Origin of the sequence: Nevskia soli DSM 19509 (assembly GCF_000711955.1) — a bacterium.
Classification (GTDB): Bacteria; Pseudomonadota; Gammaproteobacteria; order Nevskiales; family Nevskiaceae; genus Nevskia; species Nevskia soli.
Genome location: NZ_JONR01000010.1, coordinates 91,703 through 107,562, shown reverse-complemented (window position 1 = coordinate 107,562; position 15,860 = coordinate 91,703). Strand labels below are relative to the sequence as shown.

Below are 15,860 nucleotides of genomic sequence, written 5' to 3'. Positions count from 1 at the left end.
GAACGTAGGCTGGGTTGAGCGTAGCGAATCCCAGCCTACTGTTTTCTATTGAAGTGCGTGTTGGTCATCCGTGGTTAGTAAAAGCAAAGCCGCCTTTACTGGCCACTAATCACTAGCCACTGACCACTGCTTTTTCAATTCCCCGGAATCTTCAACATGCTGCCGACCCGCAAGCGGTCGGCATTGCCCAGCCCGTTGACCTGGCGCAGGGCCGAGACCGAGGTCTGGTAGCGCTTGGCGATGGCGCCCAGCGTCTGGCCCGACTTCACCTTGTGCAGGCGCAGCTTGGCAGCCGCCTTGCGTTCGGCCGCGGCATGCACCGAAGCCTTCAGCACATGCGGCTCCGGTGTATCGGCGGAAGCCACCACGGTGCTGGGCGCGTCGTGCGGCGGGATCTTCACGGTGCTGCCGGCGCGCAGGCGGGCATTGCTGCGCAGGCCGTTGGCGGCCAGGATCGCCTGCTGGCTGACGCCGAAGCGGTGCGACAGCTTGGCGATCGACTCGCCGCGCTCCAGGCGGTGCAGCACGTAGTACTGCCGCTGGTGCTCGAAGCGCTGGTCCGGGCCGAGCGAGGCATAGGCCAGCTTGAAGCGGTCGGCGGCGCCGGCCGGCACGCGGATCAGGTGGCCCGGCGGCACGTACAGGCGGCCGTCGATGACCTCGTCGTTGTAGGCGGGGTTGAGCGTGCGGAAGGTGGTGGCGTCGGTGTTGCTCAGCCGCTGCAGGGTGCCGTAGGGAACGTAGTCGCGCGTCTCCACCGTCTCGAACTGCGTCGGCGCGTCGCGCTGCAGGTCGCCGAAGTGCTTGCGCCAGTCGCGCTCGACGTCGCTGGCGGCGAGGAATTCGGCGTAGAAGTTGCGCGAGGCGAAGCCGAAGCTGTCGCCGTCGTAGCGCTGCAGCAGGTCGTCCAGACCGGTCCCGTTGACCTTGGCCAGGCCGCGCGCCACGCCGCCGCGGCCATGGTTATAGGCGGTGACCGCCAGCGGCCAGCTCTGCAGGGCGGCATAGTCGTCGCGCAGGTGGCGCGCCGCGGCGTCGGTGGAGAACCAGGGATCGCGGCGGTCATCGGCGATCTCGTCCAGGCGCATGTAGATGCGCGCCGAGGACGGCATGAACTGCCACAGGCCGGCGGCGCCGACCTTGGAATAGGCCTGCAGGTTGAACGAGGACTCCACCAGCGGCAGGCGCGTCAGCCGCGTCGGCAGGCCGTAGGAGGCGAAGATCTGTTCCATCTGCGGCAGATAGCGCCCGGCCACCTGCAGGGCGTGGGCGGTGCGCTCGCGCAGGCCGCGCTGCACGCGGAAGCTGCCGATGGCCTCGCGGAAGCGGTGCGGATCGCGGCTGTCGGCGTACATCATGTAGACGCGGTGCTCGTCCGCATCCATCTTCTCCGGCGTGTCCTGCAGCGCGTCGACGCGCTTGAGCAGGTCGTCGATCTGCTGCTTGGCGCGGCTTTCCTCGCGGCCCTTGAGCAGGCTCAGCTGCACCGCGTCGAAGGTCTGGGCCTGCTGGGTGAAATCCAGCACCACGTAGACCTTGCGCACGTCGTCGATGGAATGGACCACGCTCTGGTTCTCGGAATACTCGGAGAACACCTTGGTCCAGAACTCGACCTGCGGGCGCAGGATGGGCAGGTGCGGAAAACTGGGATCGTCCTGCGGCACCGCGGCCTGGACCGCCGCGACGAGCGGAGCGGCGACCTGGGGCTGCGCGGTCTGGGTCTGACCCGGGACAGCCGCAGCCTGCCCTTGTATCTGGGTCTGCGGCTGGATCTGCAACTGCTGCGCCAGTGCCGGCGTGGGCGGCAGGGGCTGGCTGAAGCCGCCCGCCACTGCCGGGCCCTGCGCCGCCGCCGTGCCGGCCGGCGCCAGCGTCACACTCGGCGCGGGGATGCGGTTCGGCGGCAGACCCGCGGCCTGGGTCTGGGCGGCGGGCGAGGGGGCGATGCCCTGGACCATGCGCAGCGGCGGCGGATTCACCGGCTGCGCGGCGGACGCGGCGGCGTTCTGCTGAGGCGCGGAATTTTGCGGAAGGGTTCCCGGGTCGGCGGCGGCAGTTCCGGCGCCGAGCAATGCGAACAGGCACAACAGTTTCTTCGTCATCGTCTCAATCATCGCCCCCGGCGAAGAAAGGAACTTGCGCCGATTTCATGGATGGATATTAGCTGCAACTGTCTTGCCACATCAATCAATTGGCGCAATGAGTTGCCAACATCCTGACGGATGGCCCCCGGGTCCGGAAAGCGCCGCCTCGCCCAACCCCGCCACGCCTTCGCAAGCTGCCGAATCCGGTAAGCTGGCGCATCCACCGATGGAAGTCCCCATGGCCCAGCCGTACCCGCCGATCGAGCCCTACCGCACCCACCGCCTCAAGGTCTCCGCCCTGCACGAGATCTACGTCGAGGAGTGCGGCAACCCCAACGGCCGCGCCGTGATCTTCGTGCACGGCGGTCCCGGCGGCGGCTGCGAGCCCTGGCATCGCCAGTTCTTCGATCCGAAGCGCTACCGCATCGTGCTGTTCGACCAGCGCGGCTGCGGCCGCAGCACGCCCAACGCCGAACTGCGCGAAAACACCACCGGCGACCTGGTGGCTGACATGGAGCGCATCCGCGGCCTGCTCGGCATCGAGCAGTGGGTGGTGTTCGGCGGCTCCTGGGGCAGCACCCTGGGCCTGGCCTACGCCCAGGCGCACCCGGCGCAGACCCGGGCCCTGATCCTGCGCGGCATCTTCCTGCTGCGGCCGGAGGAGATCCACTGGTTCTACCAGGAAGGCGCCAACTGGATCTACCCGGACGCCTGGGAGCATTACCTGGCGCCGATCCCGCAGTCCGAGCGCGGCGACCTGGTGGCGGCCTACCACCGGCGCCTCACCAGCGAAAACGCCGCGGTGCGCCGCGAGGCGGCCCGCGCCTGGAGCACCTGGGAAGGCGCCACCAGCAAGCTGCTGCAGAGCGAGGACATGATCGCCCGCTATGCCGGCGACAACTTCTCCGAAGCCTTCGCCCGCATCGAATGCCACTACTTCGTCAACGGCGGCTTCTTCCGCTCGCCCAACCAGTTGCTGGAAGACGTGGACAAGATCCGCCACATCCCCGCCGTCATCGTGCAGGGCCGCTACGACGTGGTCTGCCCGATGAAATCCGCCTGGGATCTGCACCGCGCCTGGCCGGAAGCCACCTTCACCGTGGTGCCGGACGCCGGCCACGCCGCCTCCGAGCACGGCACCCTGAACCGCCTGATCGAGGCGGCGGACCACTTCGCCAGGCTCTGAGCCCCGCAACCGCCGACCGGGAGGAACCATGCTGCTCGACGCCACGCTGGCCTACCTGCATTTCCTCTGCATCATCGCCCTGGTCTCGCTGATCCTGGCCGAGGCGGCGCTGCTGCGGCCGGCGCTGATCGCGCAGAGCGGCCGCTGGCTGGCCAGGCTGGACATCGGCGTCGCCATCGCGGCCGTCGCCGTCCTGTCCAGCGGCCTGTCGCGCGCCGTGTGGGGCGCCAAGGGCTGGGGCTATTACGCCCATAACCCGGTGTTCCACGCCAAGATCGGCGTGTTCGTGCTGGTCGCCCTGCTGTCGATCATGCCGACCCTGCAATTCATCCGCTGGGCCAAGGCCTTCCGCCGCGATCCGGCCTACATGGTGCCGGCGGCGGAACTGAAACGCGCCAGGCGCTACGTGATGATCGAACTGCACCTGCTGGTGTTGCTGCCGCTGTTCGGCGTGATGATGGCCAGAGATCTGCATTTCTGAGGAGGACGCCGTGGCCAAAGCGAATCCGCCGACCTACTCCGTCCATCCCGCCGTGACCCACACCCAGGCCATAGCGGGAAACCTGGTCCAGAACACCGGCCGCTCGCTGCCCGCATGGCTGGCCCTAGTGGCGAAGCAGAAGCTCGCCGATGCGAAAGCGATCCGCCAATGGCTGAAGGATCAGCACGGCCTGGGCGGTTCCACCTGCATGGTGATTGCCGACGCCGCCAGCGCAGGCAGCGACTGGTGCAGCGCCGAAGCCTATCTGCGCGTCGCGCCGGTCTACGTGGAAAATCTGTTCGCCGGTCCGAAGGCCGGGCTGCGGCCGCTCTACGAGGAATTGCTCGGCATCGGCCTCAAGCTGGGCAAGGACGTGAAGATCAGCCCCTGCAAGACTTTCGTGCCGCTCTACCGCAAGCATGTCTTTGCCCAGCTCAAGCCGAGCACCCGCACCCGGCTCGACCTGGGCCTGGCTCTGGGAGATTTGAAGGCGGGCGGCCGGCTGATCGACACCGGCGGCTTCGCCAAGAAGGACCGCATCACCCATCGCATCGCCATTGCTGCGGCGGCGGATATCGATGCGGAGACGAAACAGTGGCTGGCCAAGGCTTACGCGCTGGATGCAGCCTGAGCTGGAGCACTTGTAGGGCGGGCCGTGCCCGCCGGCGCACCTATCCAGACCTCGGCGAAGCGGCGGGCACGGCCCGCCCTACAAAGGCACCCCCTCGTCCTGCTTCACCGCATCCAGCACCAGGCTGGAACGCACGTCCTTCACTCCCGGCAGGCCGATCAGCACCTTCATCGAAAACTCGGCGAAGGCCTGCAGATCCGGCACCATCACATGCAGCAGGAAATCGAGATCGCCGGTCATGACGTAGCAGGCGCGCACCTCGGGCTGGCGCTTGATGGCGTGCTCGAAGGCCTCGGTGACATCCTTGGACTGCCGCTCGATGCTGACGCGGACGAAGGCCTGGATGCGCTGCCCCAGCGCCGCCGGGCTGAGCACCGCGGCGTAGCGCTCGATCACGCCGCTGTCCTCCAGCCGGCGCAGCCGGCGCTGGCAGGCGGTGGGCGACAACGACACCTTCTCCGCCAGGTCCACCACCGGCATGCGGCCGTTCTTCTGCAGCTCGCGCAGCATGCGCAGGTCGGTGCGATCCAGTTCGCTTTGCATGTTTTACCTAGTTATTGGCATTTTCATAGTGAAAAGATGCACAGATAGTAGCTCTTCGGTGTGAATTCGCAAGGAAAGCGCTGCCCTTTCGCGCTAGAGTGGTTGTTCGCATCGCCCGGATGAGTCCGACCCATGGGAAAGCAGACCAAGTACGTTTCGCCGCTGCCCGACGCGTCCGGCCAGATCCGCTATTCCGATGCGGAAAACGCCATCTGGGCGGAGTTGTTCGCGCGCCAGAAGCAGGCGATCCGCGGCAAGGCCTGTGACGAGTTCATGCACGGCCTGGACCTGCTCAAGCTCCCGGAAGACCGCGTGCCCCAGCTCGGCGAGGTATCGCGGCGCCTGAAGCGCGAAACGGGCTGGGAAGTGGCCTACGTGCCGGCGCTGATTCCCTTTTCCGAATTCTTCGCCCTGCTGGCCGACCGCAAGTTTCCCGCCGCCACCTTCGTGCGCACCCGCGAGGAGCTGGACTACCTGCAGGAGCCGGACATCTTCCACGAGATCTTCGGCCACACGCCGCTGCTGACCAACCAGTATTTCGCCGACTTCACCCACGCCTACGGCAAGCTCGGCCTCGCCGCCAGCCGCGAGGACCGCGTCTACCTGGCGCGCATGTACTGGTTCACGGTGGAGTTCGGCCTGATGCGCAAGCCCGGCGAGGCGCTGCGCATCTACGGCGGCGGCATCCTCTCCTCCATCGGCGAGACCGAATACGCCTACAACAGCGACCAGGCGCTGCGCCGCCGCTTCGACATCGTCGATGCGCTGCGCACCCCCTACCGTATCGACATCATGCAGCCGCTGTACTACGTCATCGAGGACCTGCGCCAGCTGTTCGAGATGACGCAACAGGACATCATGGGCCTGGTACAGCAGGCCAAGCGCATGGGGCTGCATGCTCCGCTGTTTCCTGCAAAAGGCGACGCGGCGGCCGCGTAGTCGCAACAAGCGCCCACTTGAGCGGTCTGTTATTTGGGCGTATCACAGTGCTGTAGCGTTCCAGAGAGAAGCTAGTCGACAGCGCGCTTATTTGAAGAGTCCGGACATGGATGTCCGGCAGCCTGGACAGGATGTCCACCACGGAGATTCACGATGGAAAAGAACACCACCAATCCGCTGCAGACCGACGGCTTCGAGTTCGTCGAGTACACCGCGCCCAACCGCGCCGGCATCGAGCAGCTGCACAAGCTGTTCGAGCTGCTCGGCTTCACCGCCGTGGCGCGCCACCGCAGCAAGGACGTGACGCTGTTCCGCCAGGGCGACATCAACTTCCTGGTCAACGGCACGCCGTACACCCACTTCGCCCAGTTCGCCCAGGCCCACGGCCCTTCCGCCTGCGCCATGGGCTGGCGCGTGAAGGATGCGGCCAAGGCCTATGCCTACGCCGTGTCGCAGGGCGCCGTGCCGTTCGACACCAAGCCGGGCTTCATGGAGCTGAACCTGCCGGCGGTCTACGGCATCGGCAACAGCGTGCTCTATTTCATCGACCGCTACGGCGACAAGACCATCTACGACGTCGACTTCATCCCGATCGAAGGCGCCGACCAGCATCCGCAGGGCGTCGGCCTGAAGACGCTCGACCACCTGACCCACAACGTCGAGAAGGGCAATATGGACGTGTGGTCCGGCTTCTACGAGCGCATCGCCAACTTCCGCGAGATCCGCTACTTCGACATCGAAGGCAAGCAGACCGGCCTGGTGTCGCGTGCGCTCACCAGCCCTTGCGGCAAGCTGCGCATCCCGATCAACGAGAGCGCCGACGACAGGAGCCAGATCGCCGAATTCATCCGCGACTACCGCGGCGAAGGCATCCAGCACCTGGCGCTGGCCACCGACGACATCTACGCCACCGTGACCGCGCTGCGCGACCGCGGCGTGGTGTTCATGGACACGCCGGAAACCTATTACGAGAAGATCGAAGCGCGCGTGCCGGGCCACCACGAGAGCGTGGCGCGCCTGCGCGAACTGCGCCTGCTGATCGACGGCAGCGTCGAGGACGGCATCCTGCTGCAGATCTTCACCTCCACCGTGATCGGCCCGATCTTCTTCGAGATCATCCAGCGCAAGGGCAACGAGGGCTTCGGCGAAGGCAACTTCAAGGCCCTGTTCGAAAGCATCGAGGAAGACCAGGTGCGGCGCGGCGTGCTGAAGAGCGAAGCGGCCTGAGGTTCATCCCCTCTCCCTCCGGGAGAGGGGCAGGGGTGAGGGGCCGCGCTCGCGAGAGGGTGCATACTGCGTCGAGGCTGCGCCCCTCATCCCCAACCCTTCTCCCGAAGGGAGAAGGGCGAAAGGAGGAGAACGCATGAAGAAATGGATCTACCGCCCGCACATCGAGGGCAATGCCTCGCGCCAGGCCCATGCCGACCTGCCCGAGGGCACGGTCGAGCGCGAGCTGGGCAAGGAAGGCTTCTTCGGCCCGGCGACGCATATGTACCACCCGCGCCCGCCCACCGGCTGGAAATCCTGGGAAGGCCCGCTGCGGCCGCGCGCCTTCGACTGCGTCAGGATCAAGCCGCACGGCCATTCACCCTGGGACGCGGCCTTGCTGCTGCACAACGCCGCCCTGCGCATGCGCTTCTGGACCTGCCGCGAGTCGATGGATCACCTGGCGCGCAACGCCGACGGCGACGAACTGCTGTTCGTCCACAACGGCAGCGGCGAGCTGTACTGCGACTACGGGCACCTGGCCATCGAGGCCGGCGACTACATCGTGCTGCCGCGCAGCACCATGTGGCGCATCGACTGCGCCGCGCCGATGCAGATGCTGCTGATCGAAGCGACCAATTCCAGCTACACCCTGCCGGACAAGGGCCTGGTGGGCGAACACGCCATCTTCGACCCGGCCATGCTGGACCTGCCGCGCATCGACGATGCCTTCAAGGCCCAGCAGCAGGGCGCGGCGGCGGCGCGCGACTGGGCGGTGCGGATCAAGCGGCGCAATGAAGTGTCCACGGTGGTCTACCCCTACAACCCGCTCGATGCCATCGGCTGGCATGGCTCGCTGCATCCGGTGCGCATCAACGTGCGCGACATCCGGCCGCTGATGAGCCACCGCTTCCACCTGCCGCCGTCGGCGCACACCACCTTCGTCGCCGGCCGCTTCGTCGTCTGCACCTTCACGCCGCGCCCGTTCGAGACCGATCCGGGCGCGATCAAGGTGCCGTTCTTCCACAACAACGACGATTTCGACGAGGTGATCTTCTACCACGCCGGCGATTTCTTCTCGCGCGACAACATCCACCCCGGCATGATCACCCTGCACCCCTGCGGCTTCACCCACGGCCCGCATCCCAAGGCGCTGGGCCGGATGCTGCAGCAGACCAAACCGGGTACTGACGAGTACGCGGTGATGATCGACGCGCGCGACGCGCTGGATATCGACGAAGCGGCCACGGCCGCGGAATTCCACGACTACCACCGCAGCTGGCAGCAGAAATAGCGCCTTCCGGCGCGGCGCGCCGCTCGCCCCCGCCCATCGGGCGCGATCGGCCTCCGGGGAACTGCGGCGCTGAAAACAGGTCATGAGTGGTTGCATACCGGCGCGCGTCCCCGCGCTCCGCAGCAATCCGGAGGCGCGGCAGCGTGCGTAAAGATGGGTAAATCAAAGTCGTCTGAAGTTGCGCAGAACGCCCCGCGGCCCGACATTAGGGGGATGTCACGCATCCTGATAGCCGACGACGACCGCGAGCTGTGCGCCCTGTTGACCGATTACCTGCGTCGCGAGGGCTTCGAGGTGGAGGCGGTACACGACGGCGAAGCGGCACTGGAACGCCTGCGCGACGCCGCCCTGCGCCCCGAGCTGCTGATTCTCGACGTGATGATGCCGGGCGGCGACGGCCTCGAAACGCTACGGGAATTGCGCCAGCAGCACCGCCTGCCGGTGATCATGCTGTCGGCGCGCGGCGAGCCGGTGGACCGCGTGGTCGGCCTGGAACTCGGCGCCGACGATTACCTGTCCAAACCCTGCCTGCCGCGCGAGCTGCTGGCGCGGGTGCGCGCCCAGCTGCGGCGCCAGACCCTGCCGGCGGCGGACGAACTGAGCCTGGGCTCCCTGCACCTGCACCCGGCGGAACGCCGCGCTTCGGTGGAGGGCCAGGAACTGCGCCTGACCGGCGCCGAATTCGCTTTGCTGCTGACGCTGGCGCAGCACGCCGGCGAGGTGGTGGGCAAGGCCACGCTGACCCGCCTGGCCCTGGGGCGCGAGATCGAACGCTTCGACCGCAGCGTCGACGTTCACGTCAGCCGCCTGCGGCGCAAGCTGTCCGAAGCCTCGACCAGTGCGCCGGCCATCGAAGCGGTGCGCGGCGCCGGCTACCTGCTCATAACGCAGCGGGCCTGAGACGCGGCACCGGTGCCCGTCCGCATGGCCGGCGCCCCGCTTGAAGCGTGAAATCGAGCAAGACGGAGCATCGAGCCGCTCGGGTAAACTGCGCCGGTCGCACCCGGCGCTGCGCGAAGCGAGCTTCGCCGCAGCAATGATTCCAACGCCTACAGGCCCCGCTTGAGCCCCCTTTACCGCCGCCTGCTGCTGTGGTTCTGCATGGCCAACGTCATCACGCTGCTGGTCAGCGTGGCGGTGACGCAGGACATCGCGCGCCGCACCTACGGCGGCGAACTGGACTGGCCGGCGCTGGCGCAGGCCGCCGACGACGCCTACGTCCGCGGCGGCCCCGCCGGCCTGACCGACTGGACCGAGGCGACGCGGCACAGCGAGCGCTTCCAGGTGATGCTGTTCGAGGACGGCCACGATGTCCTCGGGCGGCCCACCGGGCCGCTGCTGGCGCGGCACCTGCCGCAGCTGCTGTCCGGCGACAGCATCGTGCTGCGGCCGGTGCCGGAGGTGTTGCTGGTCGGGCAGAAAGTGGTGGGCGGCGACGGCACGCCGCGGCAGATGCTCGCGGTGCGCGGCCCCCGGCCGCAGCACGCCAAGCTGGAACTGCTGCTGGGCGTGCAGATCGCGCTGTCGCTGATCGCCATCGGCGGTGTCGGCTGGTTGGTGGCGCGCAGCATTGCGCGCCCGGTGGCGGCCCTGCAGCAGGCGGCGCAGCGCATGGCCGCCGGCGACCTGTCCTCGCGCGTCGGCGGGCCCTATCCGCTGGCCCGCGACGAGCTGGGCCTGCTGGCCCGCGAGTTCGATCACATGGCGGGCCGCATCGAGGCGCTGGTGGCGCACGAGCGCGGCGTGCTGCAGGACGTCTCGCACGAGCTGCGCTCGCCCCTGGCGCGCCTGCAGCTGATCCTGGAGCTGGCGCGGCAGGAATCCGCCGAGGGTGCGGCGGCGCACTTCCAGCGCGCCGAGCATGAAATCGCGCGGCTCGACGTGCTGATCGGCGAACTGCTGGCGCTGTCGCGCATGGAAGCGGACCTGCCCGGCATGGCGCGCGAGCCGGTGGATCTCGCCGCACTGGCCGGCGACTGCGTCGCCGAGGCGGAGCTGGAAGCCGGCGCCCACGGCGTGCGCCTGCGCCTCGACACCGGCACGGCCCTGGACACCAGCGGCAATACACAGCTCCTGGCGCGGGCCCTGGACAACCTGCTGTCCAACAGCATCAAGTTCAGCGCCGGCGGCGAAGTACTGGTACGGCTGGCGCGCAACGGCGACCGCGCCGAACTGAGCGTGCGCGACCACGGCCCCGGCGTGCCTGAGGCCGACCTGCCGAAGCTGTTCCGGCCGTTCTTCCGCGGCGGCAACGCCGCGCGCGCCGATGGCCACGGCCTGGGCCTGGCCATCGTCGAGCGCATCGTGCGCGCGCACGGCGGTCACACCGCCGCGGCCAACGCTGAAGGTGGTGGGCTGCGCGTCACATTGTCCCTGCCGCTGGTCGCGGGGATGCCCGGCGCGGGGCCGGCCAAGGCGTAAAATGCGGGCATCGGCGGATTTCCGTTCCGCAAACTGATTCTCCGGAGCCGCATGAAACTCGCAACGCTCAAGGACGGCACGCGCGACGGCCGCCTGGTGGTGGTCAGCCGCAACCTCTCGCACGCCGCGCCGGCGCCGCACGTCAAAACCCTGCAGGCCGCGCTCGACGACTGGGACACCATCGCGCCCGAGCTGGAAGCGCTGTCGGCCCGCCTCGACGAGGGCATGATCGCCGGCACCATGGCATTCAGCGCCGACGAGTGCCTGTCGCCGCTGCCACGCGCCTACCAGTGGGCCGACGGCAGCGCCTACGTCAACCACGTCGAGCTGGTGCGCAAGGCGCGCGGCGCCGACATGCCGCCCAGCTTCTGGACCGACCCGCTGATGTACCAGGGCGGCAGCGACACCTTCCTCGCCCCGACGCAGGCGATCCCGCTGGCCGACGAATCCTGGGGCTGCGACCTCGAGGCCGAGATCGCGGTGATCACCGGCGATCTCGCCCTGGGCAGCACGGCGGCGCAGGCCGGACAGGCGATCCGCCTGCTGATGCTGGTCAACGACGTCTCGCTGCGCGGCCTGATTCCCGATGAACTGGCCAAGGGCTTCGGCTTCTTCCAGTCCAAGCCCAGCAGCGCCTTCTCGCCCTGCGCGGTGACGCCGGACGAGCTCGGCGCCGCCTGGGACGGCGGCCGCCTGCACCGGCCGCTGCTGTCGCAGATCAACGGCCGCAAGCTCGGCCAGCCCGACGCCGGCACCGACATGACCTTCGACTTCCCCACCCTCGTCGCCCACGCCGCGAGGACCCGCGCGCTCGGCGCCGGCGCCATCATCGGCAGCGGCACCGTTTCCAACCGCGGCCCCGACGGCGGCCCGGGCAAGCCGGTGGACCAGGGCGGCGTCGGCTATTCCTGCCTGGCCGAGGTGCGCACCATCGAGACCATCCAGCTGGGCAAGCCGCAGACGCCCTTCCTCAAGCGCGGCGACCGCGTGCGCATCGAGATGTTCGGCGACGACGGGCAGTCGATCTTCGGCGCCATCGACCAGGCGGTGGGTGAATAAGCTCCAAGGCGAAGGCCATGCTCAAGCTCTACAACTACTGGCGCTCCTCTTCCAGCTACCGGGTGCGCATCGCGCTCAATCTCAAGCTGATCCAGTACGAGTCGATCCCGGTGCACCTGCTGCGCGACGGCGGCGAGCAGCACAAGCCGGAATATCGCGCACTCAATCCGCAGGAGATGGTGCCGCTGCTGGTCGACGGCGATTTCGCGCTGGGACAGTCGCTGGCGATCTTCCAGTACCTGGAAGCGCAGGTGCCGCAGCCGGCGCTGGTGCCGGAGGATTCGCGCGATGCCGCGCGCATGTGGTCGTTCTGCCAGGTCATCGCCAGCGACGTGCAGCCGCTGCACAACACCCGCCTGCTGCAGTACCTGGACAAGGAACTAGGCGTGGACGAGGAGCGGCGCAAGACCTGGGTGCGGCACTGGATCGGGCTGAACCTCGACGCCCTGGAACAGGAGCTGCAAGTCCGCGAGGCCACGCCCTACTGCTTCGGCGAGACGCCGACCTACGCCGACTGCTGCCTGGTGCCGCAGCTGTACGCGGCCGAACGCTTCGGCGCGGTGCGCGACTGGCCGCGCCTGCAGGCGGTCGCGACGCGGTGTCGTGAGCATGCGGGATTCATCGCCGCGCATCCCGATTTGCAGGTGGATGCGCAGAAGGTTTAGGGAACCTCTGATCAATCGGATCATCGTCATTCCCGCGTAGGGCAGCCCCGACACGGTGCCCGGAACGGTGGGTGCGGGAGGGGCTGCATCGCCTGCTCCCGCACCCACGCTGGCGCGGCACCGTGTCGCAGGCGAAATCCTGTTTTGCGAAGGTCGGAAATCAAAAACCGGCCCCCGCCGATGCGGGAGTGACGAAACGATCAGGGGCTCCCTGGGGAATCAACCCTTGGCCGCGGCGTCGTAGAACTTGCCGAGATCGTTCTTGAGCTGCTTCAGGGCCTCGGTGTTGAGGTAGATCATGTGGCCCGCCGGGTAGTAGCCGAACTGCACGTTCGGCACCAGCGAGGGGTCGAGGTCCATGTGACTCAGGTCGAATTCGGTGGCGAAGAACGGCGTCGCCAGGTCGAACCAGCCGTTGGCGGAAAACACCTTCAGCTTCGGGTTCACCCGCATCGCCGCGGCGAGGTCGCCGGCGGTGCTGGGCAGCTGGATCGGACGCTCGCGGCCCGGCACCTTGTGCTTCCAGTCCCAGTCCTTGTTGATGTCGCGGCCGGACAGGGCGTAGGGCACATCGCTCGAGTACTTCAGGGTACGTCCCAGATAGTCGTTGAAGGCGGCGGTGAAGGCGCCGATGATGCCGGTGTCGGACGCATCGGTGGAGGGGGTCTCGCCGCCGGCGTCGGGGTCGATGCCCTCGAAGCGGGCGTCGTAGCGGCCCATGGTGCGGCGCTCGCCGCGCAGCAGTTCGGCGCGGAAGCGCGCGGCGTTGACGCGCAGGTTGGCGTCCTCGATGTAGGCCACGCTCAGGCCGGTGTAATGCGACATCTTGGCGGCCACCGCATCCAGCTGCGCCTTGGGCAGGTTGTGGCCCTGGGCCAGGGCGGCGGCGTATTCGCCGCGGGCGAAAGCGCGCACTTCCTGCTCATAGGCGACGAGGTCGGCCGGCTTGGGGCTGAGCTTGTCGTGGTACCAGGCAATGGCGGCGTAGCTCGGCAGGTAGTCGATGAACTCCTCGTCCAGGCCGGGAATGCGCGCGCCGTAATTGAGGATCGAGGAGACCAGCACCACGCCGTTGAGCGAGACGCCGTCGTTCTGCAGCACGTTGGACAGCACCGCCGAACGCGGCGTGCCGTAGGATTCGCCGATCAGGAACTTGGGGGAGTTCCAGCGCTGGTTGACGGTGATGTAGCGCTCGATGAACCTGGCGAAGGAAGTGGCATCCTGGTCCACGCCCCAGAAGTCCTTGCCGGTGCCCTTGCCCACCGGCTTGGAGAAGCCGGTACCGATGGCGTCGATGAAGACGAGGTCGGTGCGGTCGAGCAGGCTGTCGTCGTTGTTGACCAGCTTGTACGGCGCCGGGCCGGTCGGATCGGGGCTTGCGGTGGTGAGGCGCACCGGGCCGAACGAGCCCATGTGCAACCATAGCGAAGCCGAGCCGGGACCGCCGTTGTAAAGAAAGGTAACGGGGCGCGTGGAGGCGCCGTTTTTGCCGCCGTCGGCGGTGTACGCGACATAAAACACGCTGGCCTGCGGCTTGCCCTCGGCATCGCGGATCAGCAGGGTGCCGGTGCTGGCGGTGTAGGCGATGGACTTGCCGCCGACCTGCACCTCGCCGTGGGTGACGACCGCGGCCTCCTTCGGGATGGGTTCTTCGGCTTTGCCCGCATCCTTCTTGTCGGCGGGGCTTTTATCGCCTTCGGCAGCCTTGGCCTCGGCCTTGTCGGTCTCGGCCGCAGCGGCGGCGAAGGGCAGGATGGAACAGGGCAAAGCAGTCAGGAGCGCCGCCGCGAAAGCGGCCGGCAGCAGGGAGCGCAGCATCATTGGTGACTCCGGGAAGGGGATACTGCGCTGTACTCTGCAACGAAAATGCCACGCCGTCGAGTCGCCGCGGGCCGGCGCCGGGCCGCCCCGGCCGCGCCTTTCGGGCCAGCTCTTCACCGGGCTGCAATAAAGGATTCACGGCCCTCGCGTAATTTCGATCGGTCATGAGCCCCGAAGACCCCCGAGCCGTGCCGCCTGCGGCGCCCGCGGCTGCCGCCGAACTCGCCGCCCTGCGCCGCGCGGTGCAGCCGATCGCGCCCGCGACCACGGTGGTGGAGGTGGCGGACATCATCAAGCGGCCGGAATACGCCGGCCTGCTGTGCCTGCCGGTGGTGGACCGGGGTGTGCCGCTGGGCACGGTCAGCCGCAACCAGCTGACCGACGTCTTCATGATGCGCTTCGGCCGCGAGTTGTACGGCAACCGGCCGGTGACCGAGGTGATGAACCGCGCCCCGCTGCTGGTGGCGGACAACCTTTCCCTGGAAGCCGCCGCGGAATATGTCGCCGCCAATATCGGCAGCCCGATCAGCGAGGATTTCATCGTCACCCGCGACGGGCGCTACAGCGGCGTCGGCGTGGTCATCGACCTGCTCGGCGCGATCCAGGCGCGGGTGGCGCAGAACGCGCAGCAGCTGTCCGAGGCCTATCGCCAGCTGAAGTCCTCGCAGACCGCCCTGGTGCAGTCGGAAAAGATGGCCTCGCTGGGCCAGATGGTGGCCGGCGTGGCGCACGAGATCAACACGCCGCTGGGCTATGTGCGCAACAACGTCGAGATGGTGCAGGGCGTCTTCGCCCAGTTGCGCGCCATGCTCGGCGAGCACGAGGAATTGACGCGCATGCTCACCGACGAAGGCACCGACGAGCAGGAGCTGAGCCGCCTGCTGTTCAAGCTCAGCGCCGACGCCCACGACCTGCAGGAGAGCAAGCTGCTGGAGGATACCGAGGCGCTGTTCGGCGACACCCTGTTCGGCGTCGACACGATCAAGGAACTGGTCATCAACCTGCGCAACTTCAGCCGCCTCGATGCGGCCAAGGTGGCGGAGGTGAGCCTCAACGACTGCCTCGACCAGACCCTGGTCATCGCCAACAACGTGCTGAAGAACAAGGTCGAGGTGATCAAGCGCTACGGCGAGATCCCCAACGTGGCCTGCTCGCCCTCGCAGATCAACCAGGTGCTGCTCAACATCATGAGCAACGCCGCGCAGGCGATCGAGCACGACCAGGGCAAGCTGCTGCTGAAGACCGAGGCCGACGGCGAGTGGGTGCGCGTCAGCATCCAGGACAACGGCAAGGGCATCGCGCAGGAACACCTGCGCAAGGTGTTCGACCCCTTCTTCACCACCAAGCCGGTCGGCCAGGGCACCGGCCTGGGCCTGTCGATCAGCTACCAGATCGTGCAGGCGCACGGCGGCACCATCCAGGTCGCCTCCGTGGTCGGCAAGGGCACGCGCTTCGTCATCAGCCTGCCGCTCGCCCCCGCCGTTCAACCCGCTGTCGCAGCACCAGACGCGGCCCGCGCCGCGTGACGAG

Annotated in this window: 14 protein-coding genes; 11 read left to right on the top strand and 3 right to left on the bottom strand. The window is 67.8% G+C overall.

Translation table 11 applies throughout. The features are described 5' to 3' along the window. Window positions 1-134: 134 nt before the first annotated feature. On the bottom strand, window positions 135-2,102 hold the full coding sequence (locus BP26_RS0106805; protein ID WP_157572399.1) for a LysM peptidoglycan-binding domain-containing protein: 1,968 nt from the start codon (window positions 2,100-2,102) through the stop codon (window positions 135-137). Window positions 2,103-2,322: 220 nt separating this feature from the next. Between BP26_RS0106805 and pip the strand changes: the two genes are divergently transcribed. The 3 genes from pip to BP26_RS0106790 are packed head-to-tail and all read left to right on the top strand — an operon-like array spanning window position 2,323 to window position 4,382. Continuing rightward, window positions 2,323-3,270 (top strand): prolyl aminopeptidase, encoded by a 948-nt coding sequence (gene pip, locus BP26_RS0106800; protein ID WP_029919823.1) that lies wholly within the window; start codon window positions 2,323-2,325, stop codon window positions 3,268-3,270. Between the two features lie 28 nt (window positions 3,271-3,298). Beyond that, window positions 3,299-3,751, top strand: coding sequence for a DUF2214 family protein (locus BP26_RS0106795; RefSeq protein WP_029919822.1), 453 nt, complete (start codon window positions 3,299-3,301; stop codon window positions 3,749-3,751). A 10-nt stretch (window positions 3,752-3,761) separates the two neighbouring features. Beyond that, on the top strand, window positions 3,762-4,382 hold the full coding sequence (locus tag BP26_RS0106790) for a DUF5655 domain-containing protein (RefSeq protein ID WP_051748490.1): 621 nt from the start codon (window positions 3,762-3,764) through the stop codon (window positions 4,380-4,382). Between the two features lie 78 nt (window positions 4,383-4,460). Here the strand turns inward: BP26_RS0106790 and BP26_RS0106785 are convergent, their stop codons facing one another. Continuing rightward, window positions 4,461-4,925 carry an Lrp/AsnC family transcriptional regulator gene (locus BP26_RS0106785; RefSeq protein ID WP_029919820.1) on the bottom strand — a complete coding sequence of 155 codons (465 nt, stop codon included), beginning with the start codon at window positions 4,923-4,925 and terminating at the stop codon, window positions 4,461-4,463. 132 nt (window positions 4,926-5,057) lie between these two features. On the opposite strand from BP26_RS0106785, the gene phhA reads away from it, so the two are divergent. The 7 genes from phhA to maiA all read left to right on the top strand — a co-directional run bounded on the left by phhA (window position 5,058) and on the right by maiA (window position 12,509). Next, window positions 5,058-5,864, top strand: a complete 807-nt coding sequence (phhA, locus tag BP26_RS0106780) for a phenylalanine 4-monooxygenase (protein WP_029919819.1) — start codon at window positions 5,058-5,060, stop codon at window positions 5,862-5,864. Window positions 5,865-6,017: 153 nt separating this feature from the next. Beyond that, window positions 6,018-7,091, top strand: coding sequence for a 4-hydroxyphenylpyruvate dioxygenase (hppD, locus tag BP26_RS0106775; protein ID WP_029919818.1), 1,074 nt, complete (start codon window positions 6,018-6,020; stop codon window positions 7,089-7,091). Window positions 7,092-7,227: 136 nt separating this feature from the next. Then, a complete protein-coding gene (locus tag BP26_RS0106770) occupies window positions 7,228-8,364 on the top strand; it encodes a homogentisate 1,2-dioxygenase (protein WP_029919817.1) in 1,137 nt (378 codons plus the stop codon). A gap of 213 nt (window positions 8,365-8,577) precedes the next feature. Continuing rightward, entirely contained in the window at window positions 8,578-9,264 is a 687-nt protein-coding gene (locus BP26_RS0106765; RefSeq protein ID WP_029919816.1) for a response regulator, read from the top strand. A gap of 162 nt (window positions 9,265-9,426) precedes the next feature. Further along, complete coding sequence (locus BP26_RS0106760; RefSeq protein ID WP_211254851.1) at window positions 9,427-10,785, top strand: sensor histidine kinase; 1,359 nt, start codon at window positions 9,427-9,429, stop codon at window positions 10,783-10,785. A 51-nt stretch (window positions 10,786-10,836) separates the two neighbouring features. Then, a complete protein-coding gene (locus BP26_RS0106755; RefSeq protein ID WP_029919814.1) occupies window positions 10,837-11,844 on the top strand; it encodes a fumarylacetoacetate hydrolase family protein in 1,008 nt (335 codons plus the stop codon). Between the two features lie 17 nt (window positions 11,845-11,861). Then, window positions 11,862-12,509: a maleylacetoacetate isomerase gene (gene maiA, locus BP26_RS0106750; protein WP_029919813.1), complete on the top strand. Its 648-nt coding sequence runs from the start codon at window positions 11,862-11,864 to the stop codon at window positions 12,507-12,509. Between the two features lie 219 nt (window positions 12,510-12,728). Here maiA and BP26_RS0106745 read toward each other — a convergent pair whose 3' ends face one another. Further along, window positions 12,729-14,330, bottom strand: a complete 1,602-nt coding sequence (locus BP26_RS0106745; RefSeq protein ID WP_211254850.1) for a S10 family peptidase — start codon at window positions 14,328-14,330, stop codon at window positions 12,729-12,731. Window positions 14,331-14,494: 164 nt separating this feature from the next. On the opposite strand from BP26_RS0106745, the gene BP26_RS0106740 reads away from it, so the two are divergent. Then, window positions 14,495-15,856, top strand: coding sequence for a sensor histidine kinase (locus tag BP26_RS0106740; RefSeq protein ID WP_051748488.1), 1,362 nt, complete (start codon window positions 14,495-14,497; stop codon window positions 15,854-15,856). Window positions 15,857-15,860 lie beyond the last annotated feature (4 nt).

What these genes read in the sequence shown, in the direction of transcription:
- BP26_RS0106805 (WP_157572399.1), bottom strand. Translation starts at nt 2,102, where the DNA reads ATGACGAAGAAACTGTTGTGCCTGTTCGCATTGCTCGGCGCCGGAACT.
- pip (WP_029919823.1), top strand. Translation starts at nt 2,323, where the DNA reads ATGGCCCAGCCGTACCCGCCGATCGAGCCCTACCGCACCCACCGCCTC.
- BP26_RS0106795 (WP_029919822.1), top strand. Translation starts at nt 3,299, where the DNA reads ATGCTGCTCGACGCCACGCTGGCCTACCTGCATTTCCTCTGCATCATC.
- BP26_RS0106785 (WP_029919820.1), bottom strand. Translation starts at nt 4,925, where the DNA reads ATGCAAAGCGAACTGGATCGCACCGACCTGCGCATGCTGCGCGAGCTG.
- phhA (WP_029919819.1), top strand. Translation starts at nt 5,058, where the DNA reads ATGGGAAAGCAGACCAAGTACGTTTCGCCGCTGCCCGACGCGTCCGGC.
- hppD (WP_029919818.1), top strand. Translation starts at nt 6,018, where the DNA reads ATGGAAAAGAACACCACCAATCCGCTGCAGACCGACGGCTTCGAGTTC.
- BP26_RS0106770 (WP_029919817.1), top strand. Translation starts at nt 7,228, where the DNA reads ATGAAGAAATGGATCTACCGCCCGCACATCGAGGGCAATGCCTCGCGC.
- BP26_RS0106765 (WP_029919816.1), top strand. Translation starts at nt 8,578, where the DNA reads ATGTCACGCATCCTGATAGCCGACGACGACCGCGAGCTGTGCGCCCTG.
- BP26_RS0106755 (WP_029919814.1), top strand. Translation starts at nt 10,837, where the DNA reads ATGAAACTCGCAACGCTCAAGGACGGCACGCGCGACGGCCGCCTGGTG.
- maiA (WP_029919813.1), top strand. Translation starts at nt 11,862, where the DNA reads ATGCTCAAGCTCTACAACTACTGGCGCTCCTCTTCCAGCTACCGGGTG.
- BP26_RS0106745 (WP_211254850.1), bottom strand. Translation starts at nt 14,330, where the DNA reads ATGATGCTGCGCTCCCTGCTGCCGGCCGCTTTCGCGGCGGCGCTCCTG.
- BP26_RS0106740 (WP_051748488.1), top strand. Translation starts at nt 14,495, where the DNA reads ATGAGCCCCGAAGACCCCCGAGCCGTGCCGCCTGCGGCGCCCGCGGCT.